The sequence below is a fragment of the Sphingomonas faeni genome, assembly GCF_040407495.1.
In the GTDB taxonomy this organism is placed as follows: Bacteria; Pseudomonadota; Alphaproteobacteria; order Sphingomonadales; family Sphingomonadaceae; genus Sphingomonas; species Sphingomonas faeni_D.
In genome coordinates, this window is the sequence record NZ_JAPZPP010000003.1 from 494024 (window position 1) to 516128 (window position 22105).

The 22105-nt window shown below is 65.4% G+C and carries 24 protein-coding genes; 8 read left to right on the forward strand and 16 right to left on the reverse strand.

Annotated elements, in window-relative coordinates:
- Nucleotides 1-45: 45 nt before the first annotated feature.
- Complete coding sequence (locus tag O6W96_RS12325) at nucleotides 46-1686, forward strand: S10 family peptidase (protein ID WP_353469818.1); 1641 nt, start codon at nucleotides 46-48, stop codon at nucleotides 1684-1686.
- A gap of 95 nt (nucleotides 1687-1781) precedes the next feature.
- Here O6W96_RS12325 and rpoN read toward each other — a convergent pair whose 3' ends face one another.
- From rpoN to O6W96_RS12350, 5 genes are all read right to left on the reverse strand, one after another.
- The gene (gene rpoN / locus O6W96_RS12330) at nucleotides 1782-3281 is read right to left on the reverse strand and encodes an RNA polymerase factor sigma-54 (protein ID WP_353469819.1); all 1500 of its coding nucleotides are present in this window, start codon (nucleotides 3279-3281) and stop codon (nucleotides 1782-1784) included.
- Between the two features lie 153 nt (nucleotides 3282-3434).
- Nucleotides 3435-4217: an LPS export ABC transporter ATP-binding protein gene (gene lptB, locus O6W96_RS12335; RefSeq protein WP_353469820.1), complete on the reverse strand. Its 783-nt coding sequence runs from the start codon at nucleotides 4215-4217 to the stop codon at nucleotides 3435-3437.
- A gap of 134 nt (nucleotides 4218-4351) precedes the next feature.
- Nucleotides 4352-4900: an LptA/OstA family protein gene (locus O6W96_RS12340; protein ID WP_353469821.1), complete on the reverse strand. Its 549-nt coding sequence runs from the start codon at nucleotides 4898-4900 to the stop codon at nucleotides 4352-4354.
- Nucleotides 4901-4905: 5 nt separating this feature from the next.
- Entirely contained in the window at nucleotides 4906-5562 is a 657-nt protein-coding gene (lptC, locus tag O6W96_RS12345) for an LPS export ABC transporter periplasmic protein LptC (protein WP_353469822.1), read from the reverse strand.
- Nucleotides 5559-6179, reverse strand: coding sequence for a ribonuclease D (locus O6W96_RS12350; RefSeq protein WP_353469823.1), 621 nt, complete (start codon nucleotides 6177-6179; stop codon nucleotides 5559-5561). The genes lptC and O6W96_RS12350 overlap by 4 nt, the downstream gene beginning before the upstream one ends.
- A 304-nt stretch (nucleotides 6180-6483) precedes the next feature.
- On the opposite strand from O6W96_RS12350, the gene O6W96_RS12355 reads away from it, so the two are divergent.
- Together O6W96_RS12355 and O6W96_RS12360 are read left to right on the forward strand one after the other, a co-directional pair.
- A complete protein-coding gene (locus O6W96_RS12355) occupies nucleotides 6484-7350 on the forward strand; it encodes a cold-shock protein (RefSeq protein WP_192975200.1) in 867 nt (288 codons plus the stop codon).
- Nucleotides 7351-7455: 105 nt separating this feature from the next.
- Nucleotides 7456-8211 (forward strand): glutaminyl-peptide cyclotransferase, encoded by a 756-nt coding sequence (locus O6W96_RS12360; RefSeq protein WP_353469824.1) that lies wholly within the window; start codon nucleotides 7456-7458, stop codon nucleotides 8209-8211.
- Nucleotides 8212-8223: 12 nt separating this feature from the next.
- Here O6W96_RS12360 and O6W96_RS12365 read toward each other — a convergent pair whose 3' ends face one another.
- The 7 genes from O6W96_RS12365 to O6W96_RS12395 all read right to left on the reverse strand — a co-directional run bounded on the left by O6W96_RS12365 (nucleotide 8224) and on the right by O6W96_RS12395 (nucleotide 13073).
- Complete coding sequence (locus O6W96_RS12365) at nucleotides 8224-8535, reverse strand: hypothetical protein (RefSeq protein ID WP_353469825.1); 312 nt, start codon at nucleotides 8533-8535, stop codon at nucleotides 8224-8226.
- A 240-nt stretch (nucleotides 8536-8775) separates the two neighbouring features.
- Entirely contained in the window at nucleotides 8776-9540 is a 765-nt protein-coding gene (locus tag O6W96_RS12370; RefSeq protein ID WP_353469826.1) for an AcvB/VirJ family lysyl-phosphatidylglycerol hydrolase, read from the reverse strand.
- A 113-nt stretch (nucleotides 9541-9653) separates the two neighbouring features.
- On the reverse strand, nucleotides 9654-11246 hold the full coding sequence (locus O6W96_RS12375; protein WP_353469978.1) for a cisplatin damage response ATP-dependent DNA ligase: 1593 nt from the start codon (nucleotides 11244-11246) through the stop codon (nucleotides 9654-9656).
- A gap of 100 nt (nucleotides 11247-11346) precedes the next feature.
- Nucleotides 11347-11532, reverse strand: a complete 186-nt coding sequence (locus O6W96_RS12380; protein WP_353469827.1) for a DUF1328 family protein — start codon at nucleotides 11530-11532, stop codon at nucleotides 11347-11349.
- 67 nt (nucleotides 11533-11599) lie between these two features.
- Nucleotides 11600-12097, reverse strand: a complete 498-nt coding sequence (locus O6W96_RS12385; RefSeq protein WP_353469828.1) for a Dps family protein — start codon at nucleotides 12095-12097, stop codon at nucleotides 11600-11602.
- Between the two features lie 73 nt (nucleotides 12098-12170).
- On the reverse strand, nucleotides 12171-12737 hold the full coding sequence (locus O6W96_RS12390; RefSeq protein ID WP_353469829.1) for a TMEM165/GDT1 family protein: 567 nt from the start codon (nucleotides 12735-12737) through the stop codon (nucleotides 12171-12173).
- Nucleotides 12738-12740: 3 nt separating this feature from the next.
- Nucleotides 12741-13073, reverse strand: a complete 333-nt coding sequence (locus tag O6W96_RS12395) for a hypothetical protein (protein WP_353469830.1) — start codon at nucleotides 13071-13073, stop codon at nucleotides 12741-12743.
- A 192-nt stretch (nucleotides 13074-13265) separates the two neighbouring features.
- Here O6W96_RS12395 and rpmG point away from each other — a divergent pair, with 192 nt between their 5' ends.
- Nucleotides 13266-13433 (forward strand): 50S ribosomal protein L33, encoded by a 168-nt coding sequence (gene rpmG, locus O6W96_RS12400; RefSeq protein WP_055881863.1) that lies wholly within the window; start codon nucleotides 13266-13268, stop codon nucleotides 13431-13433.
- A gap of 265 nt (nucleotides 13434-13698) precedes the next feature.
- On the opposite strand, the gene O6W96_RS12405 is transcribed toward rpmG, so the two are convergent.
- Nucleotides 13699-14061 carry a response regulator gene (locus O6W96_RS12405; protein ID WP_132742468.1) on the reverse strand — a complete coding sequence of 121 codons (363 nt, stop codon included), beginning with the start codon at nucleotides 14059-14061 and terminating at the stop codon, nucleotides 13699-13701.
- A 36-nt stretch (nucleotides 14062-14097) separates the two neighbouring features.
- On the opposite strand from O6W96_RS12405, the gene O6W96_RS12410 reads away from it, so the two are divergent.
- The 4 genes from O6W96_RS12410 to O6W96_RS12425 all read left to right on the forward strand — a co-directional run bounded on the left by O6W96_RS12410 (nucleotide 14098) and on the right by O6W96_RS12425 (nucleotide 16960).
- Complete coding sequence (locus tag O6W96_RS12410) at nucleotides 14098-14382, forward strand: DUF3572 domain-containing protein (protein ID WP_353469831.1); 285 nt, start codon at nucleotides 14098-14100, stop codon at nucleotides 14380-14382.
- Nucleotides 14379-15005 carry an HAD family hydrolase gene (locus O6W96_RS12415; protein ID WP_353469832.1) on the forward strand — a complete coding sequence of 209 codons (627 nt, stop codon included), beginning with the start codon at nucleotides 14379-14381 and terminating at the stop codon, nucleotides 15003-15005. Before O6W96_RS12410 ends, O6W96_RS12415 begins: the two co-directional genes overlap by 4 nt.
- A 267-nt stretch (nucleotides 15006-15272) precedes the next feature.
- A complete protein-coding gene (locus O6W96_RS12420) occupies nucleotides 15273-15737 on the forward strand; it encodes a RidA family protein (RefSeq protein WP_353469833.1) in 465 nt (154 codons plus the stop codon).
- Nucleotides 15738-15811: 74 nt separating this feature from the next.
- The gene (locus O6W96_RS12425) at nucleotides 15812-16960 is read left to right on the forward strand and encodes a GNAT family N-acetyltransferase (RefSeq protein WP_353469834.1); all 1149 of its coding nucleotides are present in this window, start codon (nucleotides 15812-15814) and stop codon (nucleotides 16958-16960) included.
- Here the strand turns inward: O6W96_RS12425 and O6W96_RS12430 are convergent.
- From O6W96_RS12430 to O6W96_RS12440, 3 genes are all read right to left on the reverse strand, one after another.
- Nucleotides 16920-18509, reverse strand: a complete 1590-nt coding sequence (locus tag O6W96_RS12430; protein WP_353469835.1) for a hypothetical protein — start codon at nucleotides 18507-18509, stop codon at nucleotides 16920-16922. The two genes, O6W96_RS12425 and O6W96_RS12430, sit on opposite strands and share 41 nt — an antisense overlap.
- An 11-nt stretch (nucleotides 18510-18520) precedes the next feature.
- The gene (locus O6W96_RS12435) at nucleotides 18521-20335 is read right to left on the reverse strand and encodes a hypothetical protein (RefSeq protein ID WP_353469836.1); all 1815 of its coding nucleotides are present in this window, start codon (nucleotides 20333-20335) and stop codon (nucleotides 18521-18523) included.
- 227 nt (nucleotides 20336-20562) lie between these two features.
- Nucleotides 20563-22080 (reverse strand): NAD(P)/FAD-dependent oxidoreductase, encoded by a 1518-nt coding sequence (locus tag O6W96_RS12440; protein ID WP_353469837.1) that lies wholly within the window; start codon nucleotides 22078-22080, stop codon nucleotides 20563-20565.
- Between the last annotated feature and the right edge of the window lie 25 nt (nucleotides 22081-22105).

Here is a 22105-nt window from a genome sequence, read left to right on the forward strand (position 1 = left end):
AGCACGCGGCAGGATAGGGCATTGCCCCTGTCGCAAGGAAATTCCGTGGCCCGTTCGACCAAGTTCGCCGCTCTGCTGTTATTAGCGCTCTCGACCACTGCCATCGCGCAGGACGCGCCGAAGAAGGACAAGTCCGAGAGCAACGCCGATCGGATGAAGGCCGAGGCGGAGGCGGACTACGCCAACGCCCCGATCGCCGAGCAGGAGGTCAAGTCGAAGGCGCGCGTCACCGTCGGCGGCAAGTCGCTCGGCTATACCGCGACCGTCGGTACGCTGACGCTTCGCGATACGGAGGGCAAGCCAACCGCCAGCCTGTTCTATACCGGCTACACGCTCGACGGGGTGAAGCCCGGCACCAAGCGTCCGGTGACCTTCTTCTACAATGGCGGGCCGGGGTCGCCCAGTTTCTGGCTGCACATGGGTTCATTCGCGCCGGTCCGGCTACGCACCGCAAACCCCGAATACATCAAGCCCGCGCCGTACGACTTCGGGCCTAACCCCGACACGTTGCTCGACAAGACCGACATGGTGTTCATCGACGCGGTCGGGACCGGCTATTCGCGACCGCTCGGCGACACCAAGCCGTCGGCGTTCTACGGTGTCGACGAGGATGCCGACGCGTTCGCCAAGGGCATCCTGCGCTACGCCACCAAATACGGCCGCTGGAACAGTCCGAAGTTCCTGTTCGGCGAGAGCTATGGGACGACGCGCTCGGGTGCGCTGGCGTATCAGTTGCAGGATCGTGGGATGGCGCTGAACGGCGTGGTGCTGCTGTCGTCGATCATGAACTATGGCTATCGCCAGCCCGGGCTCGACGAGATCTACCTCAACTATCTGCCGAGCTATGCGGCGAGCGCCTGGTATCACAACCGCCTGCAGAACCGTCCCGCCGACGTCGCGGCGACGGTCGCCGAGGCTCGCGCGTTCGCGACCGGGCCGTACGCGGCGGCGCTGTCGAAGGGGCAGACGATTTCGGATGCGGAGCGCGATGCGGTCGCCACCCGGATGAGCCAGCTGATCGGCATTTCGCCCGACTTCATCAAGCGCGCCAACCTGCGCATTGACCTTGCGCGGTTCCAGAAGGAATTGTTGCGCGATCAGCGGCTGACGCTCGGCCGGTTCGATTCGCGGTATACCGGCGTCGACAGCGATGCGGCGGGCGAGCGGCCCGAGACCGACGCGTCGGATACTGCGATCGCCGGCGCGTTCATCGCCACGTTCAACGACTACGTGACGCATACGCTCGGCTACAAGACCGAGATGCCGTATCGCCTCAGCGCGCGCGATGCGCCCGGCTGGACGTGGAACTGGAAGCATGATGCGCCGGGTCGTGGCGGCCAGTCCCAGAACAACCCCAACACCGCGGTCGATCTCGCCGCGGCGATGCGCGAGAACCCGTATCTCAACGTGCTGTCGATGAACGGCTATTACGACATGGCGACGCCGTTCTTCGGGACGGAGACCGACCTTGGGCACATGATGCTCGACCCGTCACGGCAGCGGAATTTGACGTTCCGGTACTATCCGGCGGGGCATATGACGTATCTGAATCCCGAGGCGCTGCACCAGATGAAGGCGGATCTTGCGCGGTGGTATGACACGGCGGTCGGCGAGGCGCGGAGCGCGACTCCGCCGGGTGGTGCGAGCGTGTCGGGTGCTGATGGTGCGGGGCAGGTGCCGAACTGAGTCCCTCGTCATCTTGGGCTCGACCCAGGATCCAGAGCCAATGGCATCGTCCTTTGTGGCTCTGGATCCTGGATCAAGTCCAGGATGACGGGAGCCTACCGAACCCCATCCAGCGCCTTCGCCCGGCGGCGTTGCACCGAGCTTCCGATCCCGAGCGCCTCGCGGTATTTCGCCACCGTCCGCCGCGCGATGTCGAAGCCTTTGGCGTTCAGCAGGTCGACCAGCGTATCGTCGGACAGGATCTTCGCGCCCTCGGTGTCGATCAGTGCCTTGATCGCGGATTTCACCGCCTGCGCCGACACCGCCTCGCCGCCATCCGCGGACTGGATCGCGCTCGTGAAGAAGTATTTCAGCTCGTAGAGGCCACGCGCGCACGAGACGTATTTATTGCTCGTCACACGGCTGACGGTCGATTCGTGCATCTCGATCGCGTCCGCCACCTGGCGCAGCGTCAGGGGGCGGAGATGCGCGACGCCCTTCAGGAAGAATGCTTCCTGCTGCTTCACGATCTCGGTCGCGACCTTGATGATCGTCCGCTGGCGCTGGTCGAGCGCCTTCACCAGCCAGTTCGCGCTTGCAAGGCAGTCCGACAACCACGCCTTCGACGCCTTGTCCTGCTGCCCGCCCGAGAGTTCGGTGTAGTAACTCCGGTTGACCAGTACGCGCGGCAGCGTCGAGGCGTTGATCTCGATCGCCCAGCCCGCTTTCGTCCGCGCCACGAACAGGTCGGGCGTCACCGACTGCGATGGCTCGCCGCCGTAGCGACAGCCGGGCTTCGGATCATAGCCGCGCAGTTCGCGGATCATGTCCGCCATGTCCTCGTCGTCGACGTCGCACATCCGCTTCAACCGCGTCAGCTCGCCACGCGCGAGCAGGTCGAGATTGTCGATCAACCGCGCCATGCAAGGATCGTAACGGTCCGCCTCGCGCGCCTGCAATGCGAGGCATTCGGCAAGATCGCGTGCGCCGACGCCGGTCGGGTCGAAGGTCTGGATCGTCGCGAGCACGGCCTCGACCCGGACCAGCGGCACGCCGAGCCGGTTGGCGATGTCGAGCAGCGACACGGTGAGATATCCCGCCTCGTCGATCTGGTCGATCAGGTGCGCGGCGATGAACGCGTCGTCGTGGGGGATTGCGGGGCCTGCCTGTGCGAGCAGATGATCCGCGAGGCTGAGGCTGGTATCCGCGAACGCGTCCAGATCGGGTCCGTCCTCGCCGCCTGCACCGCCCGCGCTCGCGCCGGTCATCGAGAGCGCGCCGTCCATCCCGCTGCCGCCGTCGGCGACGCTGTCCTGCTGGTGGCTTTCGGTGGCGTAGTCGACGTCGAGCGTCGGTTCGTCGCCGCTACCCGTGCCCGCGACGAGTTCGTCGGCCGCCACGCGTTCGTCGCGGACTTCGGGGGCGGGCTCGCGGTCGGGGGCGTCGCTGTCTTCGGCGGCGCTGGCTTCGAGGAGCGGGTTGCGCTCGACTTCCTCGGCGATGAACCCCTCGATCTCGAGGTTCGACAGCGCCAGCAGCTTGATCGCCTGCTGGAGTTGCGGGGTCATCACCAGCGACTGCGACTGGCGGATGTCCAGGCGAGGGGCGAGGCTCACTAGATCCTCCCCTGCAAGGGGAGGTGGCGGCGCGAAGCGTCGACGGAGGGGGGGCGCGTCAGACGCTGCGTTTGCGGGAAGCGCCCTCCACCAGCTTTGCTGGTCCCCCTCCCCGTGCCGGGGAGGAATGGATGCACCAGCCTGTCCATAACCCTAAAGCGAGAAGCCTTCGCCGAGGTAGAGGCGCCGCACATTTGCATCCGCGACCAGTTCCTCGGGTGAACCCGAAAACAGCACCCGGCCGTCATAAATAATGTACGCGCGGTCGACGATCTCGAGCGTCTCGCGGACGTTGTGGTCGGTGATCAACACGCCGATATCGCGGCGCTTCAGGTCCTTCACCAGGTCGCGAATATCCGCGATCGAGATCGGATCGATGCCGGCGAAGGGCTCGTCGAGCAGCATGATCGACGGATCCGCCGCGAGCGCGCGGGCGATTTCCGCACGCCGTCGCTCGCCGCCCGACAACGCCATCGCTGGTGCCGCACGGAGGCGGGTGAGCCCGAACTCCTCCAACAGCGTATCGAGTTTCCGCTGGCGCGCCGCCTTGTCCGGCTCGGACAGCTCCAGCACGGTGAGGATGTTCTTCTCGATCGTCAGCCCGCGGAAGATCGACGTCTCCTGCGGCAGATAGCCCAAGCCAAGGATCGCGCGCCGGTACATCGGCAGCTTCGTGATGTCATCGCCGTCGAGCATGATCCGGCCGGAATCGGGCTTCACCAAACCCATCACCGAATAGAAGCACGTCGTCTTGCCCGCGCCGTTGGGGCCGAGCAGGCCGACCACTTCGCCGCGTCCAACGGAGACCGAGACGTCGGTGAGCACGACGCGCTTGTCGTACGACTTGGCGATCGAGACGACCTGAAGCCCGTGGTTCACCGGCGGCTCGGAGATCGGCTCGACGGCCTCGATCGGGGGCAGCGTGGTGGCGTCCATGGGATCAGGGCCTCGCAATAGTCAGTCGCCGAACACTCGGCATGGATGGTGCCGCCGAACGCTCGACAGATGGTTGGCAGGAAACATGCATGACCGCGCCGCCAGAGGGAAGCCCCCACGGCGCCTCATGACGCTCAGTTGCGCTTGGGGACCGAGAAGGTGCCGGTCACGCGACCGCCGGTCTGCGTGACGGTGCCACCGCTAGCGCCCGATCCGCCGGCGCTGCCGCCCGCGACCGACGACCCGTCGATCACCGACCGCCCGGTGTCGAGGTTCATCGTCAGGCGCCCGCCGTTCACGGTGTTGCCCGCCTGCGTCAGCGTCACCGCGCCGAGCATCGTGATGACGCGGCGGTTGAGATCGTAGATCGCATACTGGCTTCTGGCCGTCTGATCGGGCCGCTTGACGATAACGCCGCCCGACGCATCGAGCCGCGACACCTGCGGGTTCCCGCCGATTACCTGGCCGGTATACGCCACCGTCATCCGCGCCGAATTCAGCGTCATCTCGGCCTGCTTGACCGCGACGTTGCCCGACAGGATCGCGCGATTCGCCTTGTCCTGAAGCTCGATATGATCCGCGCCGAAATCGATCGGGGCGTTGGAATTGTGCGACTGCTGCGCGACCGCGGTCGTGGAGAGCAGAACGGCAGACAGGGCTGCAAATAGGTGAGTGGCGCGCATGGCGGCTATTTCGGCCCTCTGGGGATGATCCGCAAGCGCGCATTGCCATCGAGCGTCACGGTCCGCTCCTCGAGGTTCGCGCGCAGCTTGTTCGCGCTGAACGTCCCCTGCTGGACGGTGCCGGTCGCAGCCCCGCCGCTTTCGAGCGTGCGCGCCTTCATGTCGATCGTCGCGTTGGTGGTCTTCAGGTCGTAGCCGCCCGCCGCGGTGGCGTTCAGCGGACCGAACAGCTGTACCTTTTCGGTATCCATGTCGTAGCGGCCGGTGTTCGCCTTGATGTTGGCGGGGCCGTCGGTCAGCTGGATTTGCGCGGCGAGCTGGTTGAGCTGGACGATCGGTTCGGCCGAGCTCTTCTGGATCGCCGATTTCGCGTCCAGCGTGAACGCCTGGCCCTTGCTGTCCTCGCCGCGATACTGCGCCGCCTGGATCTTCATCCGCTCCTGCGCGACGTCGACCTTGTTCTTGTCGAGCAGGAACGACACGTCGCCGCCCGCGGTCAGCGGCGCCATCACCAGAAACGCCGCCAGCACGCCGATCGCGGTCGGCAGCGCCACGCGCGCGATCGCGACGAATCGATCGTGACTCCCACCGGGCGCGGCCCAGTCCTGCCGGGCGGTGCGTGCGCGGCGGGCAGTCGGGGAGGGCGGCGGCATCTGGGTCATGCGTGTGCGAAGATATCGATCTCGGGCCAGCCGGCGAGATCGAGCGCGGCGCGGGTCGGCAGGAAGTCGAAGCAGGCCTGCGCCAACTCCATCCGGCCTTCGCGAATCAGCCGCTTGTCGAGCTCGGTCCGCAACCGGTGAAGGAAGCGCACGTCGGACGCCGCATAGTCCTTCTGTGCTTCAGACAGTTCGGGGCTGCCCCAGTCCGACGACTGCTGCTGCTTCGAGATGTCCTGGCCGAGCAGTTCGCGCACGATTTCCTTCAGGCCGTGACGATCGGTGTAGGTGCGCACCAGCCGCGACGCGATCTTGGTGCAATAGACCGGTGCCGCGACGACGCCGAGATAATGCTGGACTGCAGCGATATCGAATCGGCCGAAATGGTAGAGTTTCACGCGCGCCGGATCAGCCAGCAGCGCTTTGAGGTTGGGCGCATCATAGCCGGCGCCCGCGGCGAATCGGACGAGGTGTTCGTCGGGGCCGCCATCGGAAAGCTGGACGAGACACAGCCGGTCGCGCGGCGTGATAAGCCCCATCGTCTCGGTATCGACGGCGATCGCGGCGCCGGCCGCGAACAGATCGGCGGGTATGTCGCCTTCGTGAAGATGAACTGTCATATCGAGGGCCGTAGCCGCCCAAGGCTGAACGCTCAATGGCCCAGTCTTACGCAGCGATGTCGAATCGGGCGATAAGATGGCCCGCTTGGTGCACCTGCGACGAGTCGTGGCTTACAAGCGACACTCGCGCCAGTATCGATCCAAATCGCGGCGCGGCGCATAAGAATCTATTCGCGACGGCTTGTAATTTGCGCTAAGGGTCTCCTCAAGGCGCAAAAGGTTTCGCGCTGGAAAACCCGCGTTCGTCGTCCGGCACAAGGGTTTTGAGAAATTTGCGGGCGAACCGGGAAGACGAACAGAGCTTATGGGTTTCGATAAAGGTGGCCGCGGGAACCGTGGCGGGCGTGGCCGCGACAAGCGCGACAGCTTCGGCGGCGGCGACAACGAGTTCGGCGGCGGCAGCAGCTTTGGCGGTGGCGGCGATCGGTTCGGCGGCGGCGGTAGCAGCTATGGCGGCGGCGGCGGTTCGAGCTACGGTGGCGGCGGTGGCAGCAGCTACGGCGGCGGCAGCAGCTTCGGTGGCGGCAGCGGCGGCGGCGGCGGTGGTTACCGCGGCGGCGGCGGTGGCGGCGGCTTCTCGGGCGGTGGCGGCGGCGGCGGTGGTCGCGGCATGCCTCCCCAGGTCGTCGGCGAAGGCACTGGCGTCGTAAAGTTCTTCAACGCGCAGAAGGGCTTTGGCTTCGTCGTTCGCGATGACGGCGGCGAGGACGTGTTCGTTCACATCAGCGCCGTCGAGCAGGCCGGCATGGTCGCTCTCGCTGAGGGTCAGCCGCTTGGCTTCACGCTCGTCGACCGCGGTGGCCGTATCTCGGCAACCGACCTGAAGATCGACGGCGAGCCGATGGCCGTCACCGATCGCGGCCCGCCGCGTGACCGTGATGCCGGCCCGGGCGCGCCCCGTGGTGGTGATCGCGACCGTGACGGTGGTGCAGGTGGCGCACAGCGTCAGCTCACCGGCGAGAAGGCGACCGGTACGGTCAAGTTCTTCAACGCGATGAAGGGCTTCGGCTTCATCCAGCGCGACGACGGACAGCCTGACGCATTCGTCCACATCTCGGCCGTCGAGCGCGCCGGCATGTCGACGCTCAACGAGGGCGACAAGCTCGAGTTCGAGCTCGAGGTCGATCGTCGCGGCAAGTACGCAGCGGTGAACCTGAGCGCAGGCGGCTGATCCAGCTGACGGACTCAGAACGCTGATCGTACCGTGTTCGGTAGGATAATGATTGCGGCCGGTTTCGCTTTGGCGGGACCGGCCGTTCTCGTTTCATCGTCTTTGGTGTCGTCCGCAGCGCCGGCTCAGGGGCAGGCGGCGACCACACCCGAAACGCACGTGCCGGTGCTGTCGGCGACGATCGTCGCGCGCTACCCGCACGACCGCACCGCGTTCACAGAAGGGCTGCTCTGGCACGACGGCGCCCTCTACGAGAGCACGGGGCAGGAGCGGCAATCCGACGTCCGCCGGGTCTCGCTCGCGGATGGCAAGGTCCTCGCCAAGGCACGAATCGACCCTGCGCAGTTTGGCGAAGGCCTCGCGCTGTGGAAGGACCAGTTCATCAGCCTGACCTGGCATGACGGCATTGCGCATCGCTGGGACGTCCGCACACTGAAGCCCAAGGGGCAGAACCGCTACACCGGCGAGGGCTGGGGCCTGACAAGCGACGGCGTGTCGCTGCTCCAGTCCGACGGCAGCCCCGCCATCATTTTCCGCGATCCGCTCACTCTGGCAGAACGCAAGCGCGTGGCGGTGACGATCGACGGCCGGCCGTTACGCGACATCAACGAACTCGAATATGTCCACGGCGCGCTGCTCGCCAACGTCTGGCACACCGGCTTCCTGGTCCGCATCGATCCCAAGACCGGCAAGGTCGGCGCAGTGATCGACCTCCGCCCGTTGGTCGCCGAGATAGCTGCGACCGACCCTGAGGCTGTCCTCAACGGGATCGCCTGGGACGCGAAGGCGGACCGGCTGTTCGTGACGGGCAAATACTGGCCGACGCTCTTCGAAATACAGATCGCCAGCGCACCGCAGTGAGGCGTGGGCGCGTCAGGTAGCAAAGCACGCCCAGTTCGAGAGCCCCGTCATCCGACTGTTGTCGGGATGAAGCGAGCATACGCTCCGATAATTCTCCGTCGACAGCGACGAGGGCCACGGCGGTGACGGGGCTTTTTTGATGGAGGTATCGGACGGCTTGCTGGCGCAGTCCCGCATCGCGGTCGCGGCGGAGGGCGCGGCCATCGCCATAGTCTCGCAAAGCGGGCCAAGCCGCACCAGCAGCATCACCGCCAGCGCCAGCGCCAGCGCCAGCAACGCCGCGGTGCGCGGAAACGCGCGGAAAAGGCGAATTCGGTCCGTCACGAAAGCGTCTCTAGAAAGATTATGGTGTTCGTACAACGCCTTGGGCCGGCATCGGAAAAGACGGCAATCCCCGTGCGGCGGGCCTAACCAGACTTGGTCCGGCCAACGTCCGCGCACGCGGTCAGCGACTCGTCCGCGATCGATTACCTGCGAACCCAATTTCTCGCGACCCGCCAGATGGGTGCGGGCATGCCGCACGCCACAACCGTCTATCCGCTGACGCCGAACCTGGAGCCCGCCCTAGAACCCATGCCCCGCACCCGGCGCTACCGACCGGATCGCCGCCAGCACATGCTTCAGTAGGCCGTCGGCATCGTGATGGATATTATGCCCCCCCGGCATCCCGACCTTCCGCGCATTCGCCGTCGTCAGCAACGGGCACAGGCTGTCGGTCTCCTCCACGCCATAGATGCACGTGACCGGCGCCCAGGTGAGCTGGTTGCCAGTCGTCGCCCCCATGCTGTCGGGCGTCGTATGATCATAGAGCAGCCCCGACGGATCGGCGCGATAGAACACGGTATCGCCGGGCAGGATCAACACGATCGCCGCCACACGCGCGCGCACGTCTGCCGGCAGGTTCGCCAGCCCGGTCTGGACGATATCCGCGCCATAGGATTGCCCCATCACCACGATCCGCTTCGCCCCGGTCCGAGCCAGCGCCGTCCGCACGCCCTCTGCGATGATCGCATCGAGCTCCGCGCGTGTGACGTGATGCGCGAACAGCGCCGGCGTGGTGATACCGACCACCGGAACGCCGTGCTCCGTCAGCCCCCGCGACGTCGATGCACCAAGCAGGAACCGCAGACCCATATCGCCCGAGAAGTTCACCACCGCGATTGGCGGCGGTACCGAAGCCTGCACGCCGATCGCCGGATACACATGCACCGGATCGCGGTCGAAATAGCCTGCGAGGTAGACGAACAGTACGACGATCGCGGAGATGATCCCGGTGACCCAGGCGCCACGGCGGACGCGCCGTCGGGTCTTTGCGCGGGTGACGTCCATCGGGCTCTCCAAACACTGCGACACCCACCGCCTGCGCGCAGGGTTTTCGGATCAAGTTGCGGCGATAGCGGGGAAATCCCGTACGGCAACCACGCGCGCGGCGTGGCGGCGCATTACGTGATCATCCGCTTGAGCGTTTCGATCCGGTCCGCCTCCGCTGCGGGCTTGTCCGTCCGGATCCGTGCGATCCGCGGGAAACGCATCGCCACGCCCGATTTGTGACGTTTCGAATCGTGCAGCGAATCGAATGCGATTTCCAGAACCAGCGTCTTTTCGACCTCGCGTACCGGCCCGAACCGGTTCTGCGTATGGTTGCGCACGAAGCTGTCGAGCATCTTGAGCTCTTCGTCCGTGATTCCGGAATACGCCTTCCCGACCGGGAGCAGTTCGCCGTCCTCGGTCCAGCAGCCGAACGTATAGTCCGAATAATAGGACGAACGCCGCCCCGAGCCGCGCTGCGCGTACATCATCACGCAGTCGGCGGTCAGCGGATCGCGCTTCCATTTATACCAGAGTCCGGCGCGCCGCCCGCCCACATACGGCGAGTCGCGGCGCTTCAGCATCACGCCCTCGATCGCCGCGTCGCGCGAAGTCGCACGGATTGCTTCAAGCGCGGTGAAGTCGTCCGCCTCGATCACCGCACTCAGGTCGAACCGTTCGGCATCGAGTTGCGGCACGAACGCCTCCAGCCGCGCGCGCCGCTCGGTCCACGGCAGTGCGCGCAGATCCTCCTGACCGTCGATCAACAGATCATAGAGCCGGACGAACGCGGGGTACTCGGTCAGCATCTTTGCGGACACGGTCTTGCGCCCGAGCCTTTGCTGGAGCGCGTTAAAGCTCGCGGCGCCGCCGCCATCCTCAAGCGTGCCGCCCTGATGCTCGCCCTTCACCAGCAGTTCGCCGTCGACCGTCCCCGGCGTCCGAAACGCGGCGGCGATCTCGGGGAAGCTACCGGTCACGTCGTCGCCGGTGCGGCTGTAGAGTCGCGTTTCGCCCGAGACATGGACGATCTGGACGCGGATGCCGTCCCATTTCCACTCGGCCGCATAGTCGGCGAGATCGACACGCAGATCCTCCAGTCCGTGCGCGAGCATGAACGGCCGGAACACGGGCACGTCGGCCGGCGTCGGCTGCTCGCCCGTTCCCTCGGCCCAGGCAAACAGGCTCGGATACGGCGCATCCAGCCCATGCCAGACCTCCTCGACCGCATCGACATCGAGCCCGAATGCGTCCGCCAGCGCCGTCTTCGCCAGTCGTGCCGACACGCCGATCCGCAGCGCGCCGGTCGCCATCTTGAGCAACGCGAACCGCTCTTCCGCATCGGATCGGTCGAGCATATCCGCCAATGCACCGGGGGCATCGGCACGCGACAGCGCCGCCAACCGCTCGACGACATCGGTTATCGACAGGGGGGTGGGGTCGACCGGCACCGTCGGTTCGGGCCAGAGCAACGCCACCGTCTCCGCGGTATCGCCGACATAATCGCGGCTCATCCGGAACAGCACCGGATCGACGCGCTCCTCGATCAGCCCGCGAATGACCGCCGATTTCACGCCCTTGAGATCGAGATCGCCGGTTAACGCCGCCATCGCCCAGCCGCGATCGGGATCGGGCGTTGCGCGCAGGTAATCCGCGATCAGCTTCAACTTCGCGTTGCGCGACCGGGTGTAGGTGAGCGAGTCGAGCAGGGCGGCAAAAGCGTGCATCATCGGTAAACGCGCCTGCCACCCGAAGGGATGCACATGCGAAACGACCGCCGCCGGATGGTCCGACGACGGTCGTGATCGAGCGGTAGAGTTCGTCGCGTTAGTCGACCGCGTTCTTGATGCCCTTGCCCGCAAGGAGGCCGAGCACGAGGAAGACCAAGAACAGCGCGATCGCGATGAAGAACAGGACCTTGGCAATGCCGATGAATGCACCGCCGATGCCGCCGAAACCGAGCAGCGCGAGGACTGCGCCGATGACGAGAAAGGTAATTGCGAGCTTCAACATATCGACCTCCTGTTTGATAGGATCGCTCAACCGGCTTGGCGCCTGGTTGGTTCCCCAGGCGTAACGATCAGGCCTTGCGGCTCGCCTCGAACAGGAACCACGCACGCTCCTCGGCATGATCGGTCCACTCGTCGACGATACCACTCGTAGCGTTGTCTTTGGCGGCGTCGGCGGCGTCCTTAACGATACGGAATTGCTCGACGAGCTTCAGATTGTCTACGCGCAGTTCGGCGAGCATCTCGGTCGGGCCGACGAACGCCATGTCGTTGTCGGCGATCGTCTGGTGGCGCGAGATGTCACCGATCGAACGCAGCGTCGTGTTGCCGGTCTTTCGCACGCGCTCGGCGATCGCGTCGGTCACGCCGATGATCTGTGCGGACTGGTCGTCGAGCAGCAGATGATAGTCGCGGAAATGCGGCCCCGACATGTGCCAGTGGAAGTTCTTGGTCTTGAGGTACAGCGCGTAGCAATCGGCGAGCGCGGCGTTCAGCGCGTCGGCGACCGACTTGGTGCTATTGCGCGGCAGGTCAGTCGGGGTGTCGAGGGCAGGGTTGATGTCGGCCATGTCTAGCTCCGTTTGAAAGTCGTTGCGTGAACGATCCGAACGCAGAATTGCTCCCCGGCTAGACCAACCGACGCTAGACCAATCGCAAGCCGCCAAGCGCCAGGACAATGCCGAAGACCAGGAACACGATGCCGATGGCGATGCGCAGCGGCCTCAGCGGCAGTTGCAGCCACGCAGTCTCGCCCATCAGTGCGGCCGGAACGATAACGACCAGCGAGCCGATCGTCGCGCCGATCGCGGCGAGCGCCGGAACGGGCGTCCGCGCGGCGAGCGTCAGCACGATAAACTGCACGCCGTCGCCGAATGCCAGGATGAAGAGACCGAGCGCGGTAGTGGCGATCGCGCCAATCTGCCAGCGATCCAGCCGCTCGGGTGCCTTGGCCGGGAAGAACGATCCACCGCCCTGCAGCAGCAATGCGAGCGCCAGCATGAGTTGCTGTGCATTAGGGGCGAGCTTGGGCCCGATCACCGCACCGAGGATCGCCGCCAGACCGCTTGCGGCGACCAAAGCCAGCGCCGCCATGCCGATTACCAGTCCCGGCTTCGCGTACCGGTCCGACAGGATCGCCGCGAGCCACGCCGTTCGATCGCCGACCTGCGCGAGCGCGGCCGCGACGAGCGCCGCCATCAAGGCGTCCATGGATTATCCCGCAAGACGCACCGAACAGGCGGCGGCGAACACGTGGCACGCCTGGACGTCCTGCCGCTCACACCCGACCGCATCGCGCAGGATCGACAGCCAGCCATGCACCAGCGCGCCATGTTCGCCGCGCGACAGGGCCGAATCGACGAAGTGCGCGACAGTGACCGCGGGGTTGAGCCCGTTGGTATGCGCGATCACGCGGATCGCATCGATCTCGGTGGCGATGTCGCAGGGGCGGGAATAGGGGGCTCGGACATCGATCGCGGCGATTCGCGCAGCGAGATCGGCCTTCACCGCGATCATGTCGTCGATTCGAACTAGCGCCTGCCCCACGATCCCGCTCCTGTCTTTATCTGACGGTACAATGCGCCTCGGACAGTGAATAGCGGGTTAAATGACCGGTCTCGCCCTGCAGCGACGGGGTAAAGCTTGACTTGGCCTGCTACGTCCGCCATGCGCCGCCCCTGATGGAGCGGCGGCGCGAGTTCGCCGCTTTCGCATTTTCAAGCCATAGGAATTGGGCTCATGGCCAAGCCGACCACCGTAAAGATCAAGCTGCTCAGCACCGCTGACACCGGCTTCTTCTACGTCACCAAGAAGAATCCCCGTACCAAGACGGAGAAGCTCTCCTTCTCGAAGTACGATCCCGTCGTGCGCAAGCATGTCGAGTTCAAGGAAGCCAAGATCAAGTAATCGGGTTGGCGGTGCGAGCCGCCGACTGATTGCGACGATCCGGAAAGCCGCGGGTAACTCCGCGGCCTTTGGCGTTTGTGGTTTCGTTCCTCCCGTTCGTCCTGAGTAGCCATCGAGTAGTCGCCGTAGGCGGCGTATCGAGAGGGCGTATCGAAGGACAGGTTGGCGCGGGGAACCCATGCTTCGATACGAGCCCTCGATACGCTGCTGGCGCAGCTACTCGGTTGCTACTCAGCACGAGCGGAAAATTGGACGGTTCGGCTGGTTAGATCAACGCCCCCACCGCATCCATGAACCGCGCCAAACTGATCGGTTTCGACACATACGAATCCGCGCCCGCAGCCCGTATCCGCTCCTCATCCTCGCGCCCCGCGTACGCCGTCACCGCCATCACGGGAATCGCGCGCAGTTCCTCGTCCGCCTTCAGTTCGAGAATGATCTCGTAGCCGGTGACGTGCGGCATCTGGATGTCCATGATGATCAGGTCGGGCACGAAATCGCGAGCACGCGCAACGGCTTCGCGGCCGTCGCGCACGGGCTCGACGGCGAACTGATGCGCGCGCAACAGGTCGCAGAATAGTTTGAGGTTCAGTTCGTTGTCCTCGACAACGAGCACCTTCTTTGTCACCGCCGCACCTTATCCGGAAAGAAGGCACGATAGGCAATGCGCGACCGCGATTCAAACGAAGACGCCGAAGCGCTCGCCCTGCGCGCTTTGGTATGGACGCTGGGCGAACCCGACCGCGCGATGCGGCTGTTGTCGGTGACCGGACTCGAGCCGCACGATCTCCGCGCAAGGGCGAGCGACCCGACGGTGCTGTCAGCCGCGCTGGGGTTCCTCGAAAACCACGAGCCGGACTTGATCGCGTGTGCCGAATCGCTCGGCGTGAAGCCCGAGGCGCTGGTCCGCGCGCACGCCAGACTGGATCAAGGAGGATTTCAAGCATGAGGCCGCTGCTGATCAGCGATTGCGACGAAGTGCTGCTGCACATGGTCAAGCATTTCGGCGTGTGGCTCGACGAGCGCCACGACATCGATTTCGCGATCCAGCATGGTGATTTCTCGACCGCGATGACACGGCGTGACGGTGGCCCGCCGCCCTCGCGCGAGGATATGTGGGCTATGCTGGGCGAGTTCTTCCCCGCCGAGATGCACCGCCAGACGCTGGTCCCGCATGCGGTCGAGGCGCTGGAGCGGCTGGCGCAGGTGGCGGACATCGTCATCCTCACCAACCTCCAGGATGAATGCCGCCAGCCGCGGATCGAACAGCTGGCGAAGTTCGGGATCGCGCATCGGGTAGAATGCAACCAGGGTGGCAAGGGTACGCCGGTGTCGCGACTGGTCGAGGAATACGGGGCTCCGGTGACGGTTTTCATCGATGATCTGGCGGTGCATCACGAGTCGGTCGCGAAGCATGCGCCGGGGGTGCACCGTTTGCACATGGTCTCGGAGCCGACGCTGGCGGTGGCCGTGCCGAAGGCGCCCGAGGCTCATGCGCGGATCGACGACTGGCGTGAAGCCGCGGACTGGATTTCCGCGCGGTTCGAAGCGGGTTTGCCAGCGGACGCCTGAGCCCTTCTTGTTCCTCGCGAACGCGGGGCCCAGGAGCCAAGATCGTCATCGTCCGTGATCCTGGACTCCCGCCTTCGCGGGAGAACAGTAAGTGCAGTGAAGAAAACTCTTCCGCCTCATCTGTCATCCCGGCGGAAGCGGGGACCCAAACGCGCTACCGCTTCGATCATGACCACTAGCCAGTATGGGTTCCCGCCTGCGCGGGAATGACGGGCGGGGTGGCGAGTCCCTTGACCCATCCCCCACCGCTGTGGTGATACCTCCGCCATGACCGATCGTATCGACCGCAAGCTCGAAGAGCTGGGCCTCACCCTCCCGCAGGCTGCCGCACCCGTGGCGTCCTATGTCCCGACCGTGCTGACGAACGGCATGCTCCACATCTCGGGCCAGTTGCCGTTCAAGGACGGCGCACTGGTAACCGGCCGGGTTGGCGACGGCGTCTCGCTCGACGACGCGCAGGAGGCTGCCAAGCTCTGCGGGCTGATGCTTGTCGCACAGATGAAGGCAGCGCTCGGCACGCTCGGCCGCGTCGAGCGGATCGTGAAGCTCGGCGTGTTCGTCAATTCGACCGGCGACTTCACCGATCAGGCCAAGGTCGCCAATGGCGCGTCCGACCTGATGGTGGCGCTGTTCGGCGACATCGGTAAGCATGCGCGCTCGGCGGTCGGCGTCGCCGTTCTCCCGCTCGGCGCCGCCGTCGAGATCGACGCGATCGTGCAGGTTTCCGCCTGACCGCCCCGGAGGCGGGCACGCGTCTCCATCTCTGGCTCTTGGAGGCTCGCCCTCGCGTCTCTACCTAGGCGGCAATGAACGCCGTCACAGCCCGCATCGCCCAAGGCGTCACTTCGATCGCGGCCGAGGATTGGGAAGCGTGCTCCGGCACCGCCAACCCGTTCGTCGGCCACGCCTTCCTCTCCGCCCTCGAAACCTCCAAAAGCGTCGGCGGCCGTTCGGGCTGGCAAGCGCTGCCGGTGGTGGTCGACGGCCCCGACGGCAAACCGGCGGGAATCGCCCCCGCCTATGCCAAGAGTCACAGCCAGGGCGAATACGTCTTCGACCAGGGCTGGGCCGACGCCTGGGAGCGGGCGGGGGGGCAATATTACCCCAAGCTCCAGATCGCCGCACCGTTCAGCCCGGTACCGGGCCCACGCCTGCTGCTCCGCGACCGCGAGCAAGCCCCCGCGCTGATCGCCGCGCTGGAGGCGGTGACCGACCAGAGCGGACTGTCCTCAGCACATGCCACCTTCATCGACCCAGACGAGGTGCCGCTGTTCGAGGCGGCAGGTTGGCTGATCCGCCAGGGCACGCAGTTCCACTGGAAGAACGAGGGATACGCCAGCTTCGACGACTTCCTCGCCGTCCTCGCCAGCCGCAAGCGCAAGGCGATCCGCAAGGAACGCGCCGCCGCCGTCGAAGGGCTGACGATCCGCCACCTCGTTGGCGCAGAAATCACGCCCCAGCATTGGGACGCGTTCTGGGTCTTTTACCAGGACACCGGCAGCCGCAAATGGGGCCAGCCCTACCTGACGCGCGCGTTCTTCGACCAGATCGGCAAGACGATGGGCGACCGCGTGCTGCTCATCCTCGCCGAGCTTGACGGCGTACCGATCGCCGGCGCGCTCAACTTGATCGGCGACGACACGCTTTACGGCCGATACTGGGGCGCGACGGAGGAGGTGCCGTTCCTCCATTTCGAGCTCTGCTATTACCAGGCGATCGATGCCGCCATCGCGCGGGGCCTGAAGACCGTCGAGGCCGGTGCGCAAGGCGAACACAAGCTCGCGCGTGGTTATGCCCCGGTCGCGACCTATTCCGCGCATTACATTCCCGACCCGAACTTCCGCCGCGCGATCGCCGACTATCTCGTCCGCGAGCGCGAGGCCGTCGCCGAGCAGCAGGAGTATCTCGGCGAGCTTACTCCGTTCCGGCGGGGCGAGCAGCAGCAGCCCGGTTGACGCGGTACAACAGGCTGGTGCCATCACGCCGGATGAGCGTCAGGTCGCGGACGAGCTTGGAATCAAATTTCGGCGGGTGGATCAACCAGACGTAATCGAACGCGTCGCGCGGGAATTTCTCCAGCGCCACCCCGATCGGCCGCCAGAACTGGCCACGGCACTTGATGTCGCTGACGATCTCCGACGGATCATGCGCAAAGCCCTTCGCCGCCGGATATTGCGTCGTCATCAACTGCGCGCCGGCCATCGACCATTGGTCGTTGGTGAACGCCAGACGCCGCTCGAGCAGCAGCGCGGGGACATGCTCGAGCCGCGAATAGGCCCAGTCGTCGCGACAGCGTCGCCCGACGAAGGACACGACGCGCGATCGCTCGGGTACCGTATCGATCGCCGCGATCGCCTGGTCGTAGCTGCGATCGTACATCAGGTAGCTGACCGTCGTCCCCGCCAGCCGCATGCCGAAGAACGCAAAGCCCAGCACAGCGAGCACCGCCGCGCCGCGCAGCGACAGGCCATGCCGGGGCCGCAGCGCGATCACCGCGATCCCGAGCATGAACGGCGCGAGCCGCATGTCGGCATAAGCCGACCCGAACACGATCCGCGGCAACAGCACGTAGACGATCGCAAGGAACAGCGCCGACAGGCTCAGGTTGCGCGAGTACTCGATCGTCTGGTCGCGCACACCGCGGAACAGGATCACGAACAGCACGGTGACCGACGCGATGTCGAACGTCATCCACCGATCGCGCAGGACCATCGTGATCCAGTTCATCTTCCAGCGCCAGTTGAACCAGTCCTGCGTCTTGCCGCCGACATGATCGCCCGACCGCCAGACGATCATCATCACCATCGGCAGCGCCAGCGGCAGGCAGTTCAGCCCCGCCTGGATGCACGCCTTGAACCAGCCATGCGCCCAGCTCTTGGGATCGCTGTCGCGGCGGATGTCGTGCTGGCGGATCAGTTCGGCGGAGAAGGCGAGCACGCCGAGCACGCCCCAGCCGAACGTATGGCACAGCCACAACAGGCACGAGACGGGGACGAAGATGATGGTCCGCAGCTGACGCCGGTCGAGCCGCCCCATCCGCAGCCACAGCGCGAACAGGTTGAGCGCGAGCGCCATGCCGAGCGCGAAATTCACGAAGCCGAACTGGAACGGATAACTGTAGGCGAGCGGGAGCGCGAACAACGCGGTCGCAGGGATTCGCCCATGTACCTCGCGCGCGATCCACAGCAGCCCGGTCACGGTCAGCGCGGGGATCGCCATCACGATCAGCTTCACCGCCAGCTGCAACCCGAAGATCGGCGCCAGCGGCTCGATCAACAGGTCGATGCCGAGGTTGCCGATCATCTGCCAGCGGAAGTTATACCACTGGGAAAGCCAGGGATTGTCGCCGATCGCCAACTGGACGCGGTACCGGCCCATATGCCCGGGCAGGTCGACCAGCGGCGGAATCTCCGGCCACAACAATGGTATCACTGAGGCAAGCGCGACCGCAAAGACGAAGCCGCGCGTCTGCCACCAGTGCAGTTTTTCCCCCGGGATGTTCATACCGTCCAACCCTAGGGGCGGACAGGCGTTCCAGACAAGGGTGCGCGCGACGAGTTGTTCACGCGCCATGCAAGAACCGGCGATCCGACGATCGGCACGGGGGTCAGCCAATCGAACCGCTCGCCGCGATCGAGCCTTGCCCAAAGTCCGTTCGGGGCGGCTTCCCGGTAGATATCGGTTTCCGACATGCCGGGGCAGACGACGAGATACGCGGCATGGCTGGCGACGATCGACGCGCGCGCGGCCTCGGGACGAGCCATGAACGCCGCCATGACCGTATGCAGTGCCGCGCTGTTGCGGTGATAGCCGCCGGCGATTGCGTGATGACGGGTGGTCGCAATGATCTCGGGCGAGACGTCGATCGGCGCGAACAGGATCGCGGGGTGCAGTTGGGCAAGCGCGCGAACGTCGGCGAAACCGTCGCAAGGTGGATGTGTATCCGCCGCGGCATGGTGCAGGGAAGGGCGCGCCGGCATCGCTGCGAATACCGCGCCGACGATGAGATCGGGCGAGATGGCCAGCAATGCTCCTGCTGTTGCTAACGTCTGCAGGAGCACTGGACGGACTCGCCGGGCGCGCTCCAGCATCGCGAGCAGCAGCGATGCACCGCCGGGAATTGCGAGCGCATTGGCAGTCGCTCCGGCGCGCATCACGAACAACGTAAGGATGAATGCAGCCGCGAGAATGGCAAGCAGGATCGTCCACCGCGTGCGAACCGCACCAGTGCTGCGCGACCAGGCGAAGATCGAGCTACCGAGTCCGATGACGGGGAAGCCGATCGTCATCAGCGCCCAGGCCGGCTCCTGTCGCCAGATCGGCATGCCCTCCAACACGTTCAGATACCAGAACCGGTAAACCAGCGGATCGAGCGTCGCGAACGGTCCGCGCAGGCAGTGTGGTGCGAGCGTCAGCAGAGCGGCGATCGTGAGCGCCACACCTGCGACGAGCGCGGCAAGCCGACCAGACAAGGCACGGGTATCGACGAACGTCGCTGCGACGAGCGAAAGCGCGGCGACCCCCAGCACCGCCAGCCACGCAGGCGACATCGCGTCGCACACCGGTGCGAACATGCCGGGTCCGCGCGTGGCGACGTGCAACGCGAGCGCGGCGGCGAAGACGGTCGCAGCGAGCGCACGGAGGAAGTACCGGCGTTCGGGCTGCCACGCCCAGGCGAGCGCGGCTACACCGGTGATCGCAACCGCGATGGGCAGTCCCTCCAGCGAAATCGTCACCAATGTCGCGAGTGCCAGTCCTGCCAGCGCTCCGTTTCGCGCCGTGGATCGCCCGACGAGCAGCGTCGTAGCTGCCATTGCCAGCACCACCTGCCAGCCATGATGATCGATCCGCAGCGGTCGCATCTGATAGACGATCGGGATCGACAGCGGTGCGAGCAGAAGCGCAAGCTTGGCACGCTCGATATCGCTCACCCGCCGCGTCAGGTCGGCGGCGAGGGCCATCAGCACAAGGAGGGTGACCAGCGGCACGACCGTCATCGCGATCCGGTTCGCAGTATCGGTCGAGAAAAACCGATCGAGCAGCAGCATCGCTGCGGCGATCGGCAGATCGACCAGCCGCGACCAGTGCATCGCAAACGCGCCGCCGTTGAGCCGGTGCTGGCCAACGTCCCACCAGCTCTGCCCTCCAAGCCAGTCGCGCACTTCGAGCAGCCGCATCGCGTCGTCGGGATCAGGGAACCGCAGCGTCGCGATCGCACCTACGAAGGCGAGGCAGAGGACGAATGCGGCTAGCGCCCAGCCGCCGAGGACGGTCGGCCAGAGGCGGGTTCGCTGTGGATCAGCCTCGAAGGTTGGTATCGCGTCGTTCATGCCGTGTCAGCTCCAACGATCGCCCCCACATACTACCTCCGCTTGCGCCCCACCCCGGCGGAGGCCGGGGCCTATTTGGGGAACGTCGCTGATGAAGGACACCGCGCTGTTACGACCACCCTTCCAAAAGGGCCCCGGCCTTCGCCGGGGTAGAGCTACTGGGCGATAGTAACAATCAACTCACTGCCCCGGGAGAGAAGGCACGTAACCAACCACCCGCAACCGCATCACGCAGCCTTCAGCCGCCCCGGCACCTCACGCACGCTAGAAAGCGCCGCGGCGATCCCCGCCTGTTCCCCCTCGTTGCCCGCCTCGTGATATTCCGCGTCCTCGTTGACGCTCCAGATGTCGTGCACGCGCGCACCGGCCTGGATATTTCGCACCGTCAGCATCGCGGTCATCATCGCGTGATCCTGGTTGTTGTACCGGTGCATTCCGTTGCGCCCGACGCAATGCAAGGTCGGATGCCGCGCCTCGATCTCTTCGCGCAGCGCATCGACATTGTCGCGGTAATCCTCGTCGTACACCGGGTACGCCTTCTCCTGCCGCACCACCGCACCGCCGGTCACATGCGCCGGATCGCACAGTCCGAGGATCGCCATTTCCTTCGTCGCCAGCGCGATCAGGTCCGCATCGCTCGACGCCCACAGCCCATCGCCCTCGAAGCAGAAATATTCGAGCCCGACGCACGCGATGTCCGGATCGGGCACCATCTCAGGCGACCAGCTGCGGAAATTCTGGACTCGACCCACCTTCACTTTCGAATCGTGGATGTAGATCCAGTTGTCGGGGAACAGATCGGGCGACTTGATCATCAGCGCGACCGTCAGGAAATCGCGGTACCGGAGCGCAGTCGCCTGCGGCAACGTCGTCGGCAGCGGGTGCAGCCGGCCGGCGAGTTCGCGCATCGGCGCGCTGCTGATTACGTGACCTGCATCGATCGTGACGGTCGCGCCGTCCTGATCGGTCGCGGTGACGCGCCAGCGACCGGTCGAATCCTCGGCAAGCTGCTTCAGCCCATGGCCCATCAGAATCGTGTTGCCCTGCGCGAGCACCTTATCACGCGCGGCATCCCACATCATCCCCGGCCCGAGCCGTGGATAGCGAAAGCTCTCCAGCAAGGTCTTGGTCTGCATCCCGTCATTGGGCCGCTTGTTGAGCCCGAGCGAGCGCTTCAGCCCATCGAGCACCGCCCCGCCGAGGCTCAGTCCCTTGATCCGCTGCGCCGCCCAATCCGCCGACATCGTATCGCACGGCATGCCCCACACCTTCTCGGTATAGGTCTTGAAGAAGATCGAATACAGCTTGTGGCCGAACTGGTTGACCACCCAGTCCTCGAAGCTGCGGACATTCGCATTCGGCATCAGCTTGGCCTTGGCATAGCTCGCCATGCACAGCGTCGAGCGCCAGATGCCGAGATTGCCGAGCGCCTCGAACGCCCGCAACGGATAGCTGTAGAATTTGCCCTCGTAATAGATTCGGCTCATCCGCGGACGCTCGATGAAGTCATCGGGCAGGATCTCGTTCCAGAGATCGACCACCGGCTGCGACTTCGAGAAGAACCGGTGCCCGCCGATGTCGAATCGGAAGCCCTGATGCTCGACGGTCCGGCTGATCCCGCCGACATACACCGGATCCTTCTCGATCACGGTGACGGAATACCCCGCCTTGCCGAGCAGATACGCTGCCGTTAGCCCGGCCGGGCCGGCTCCGATGATCGCAACGTCGACAGGTGTGTTCGGCATGCAGACTCTTCCCACAAGATGCGGG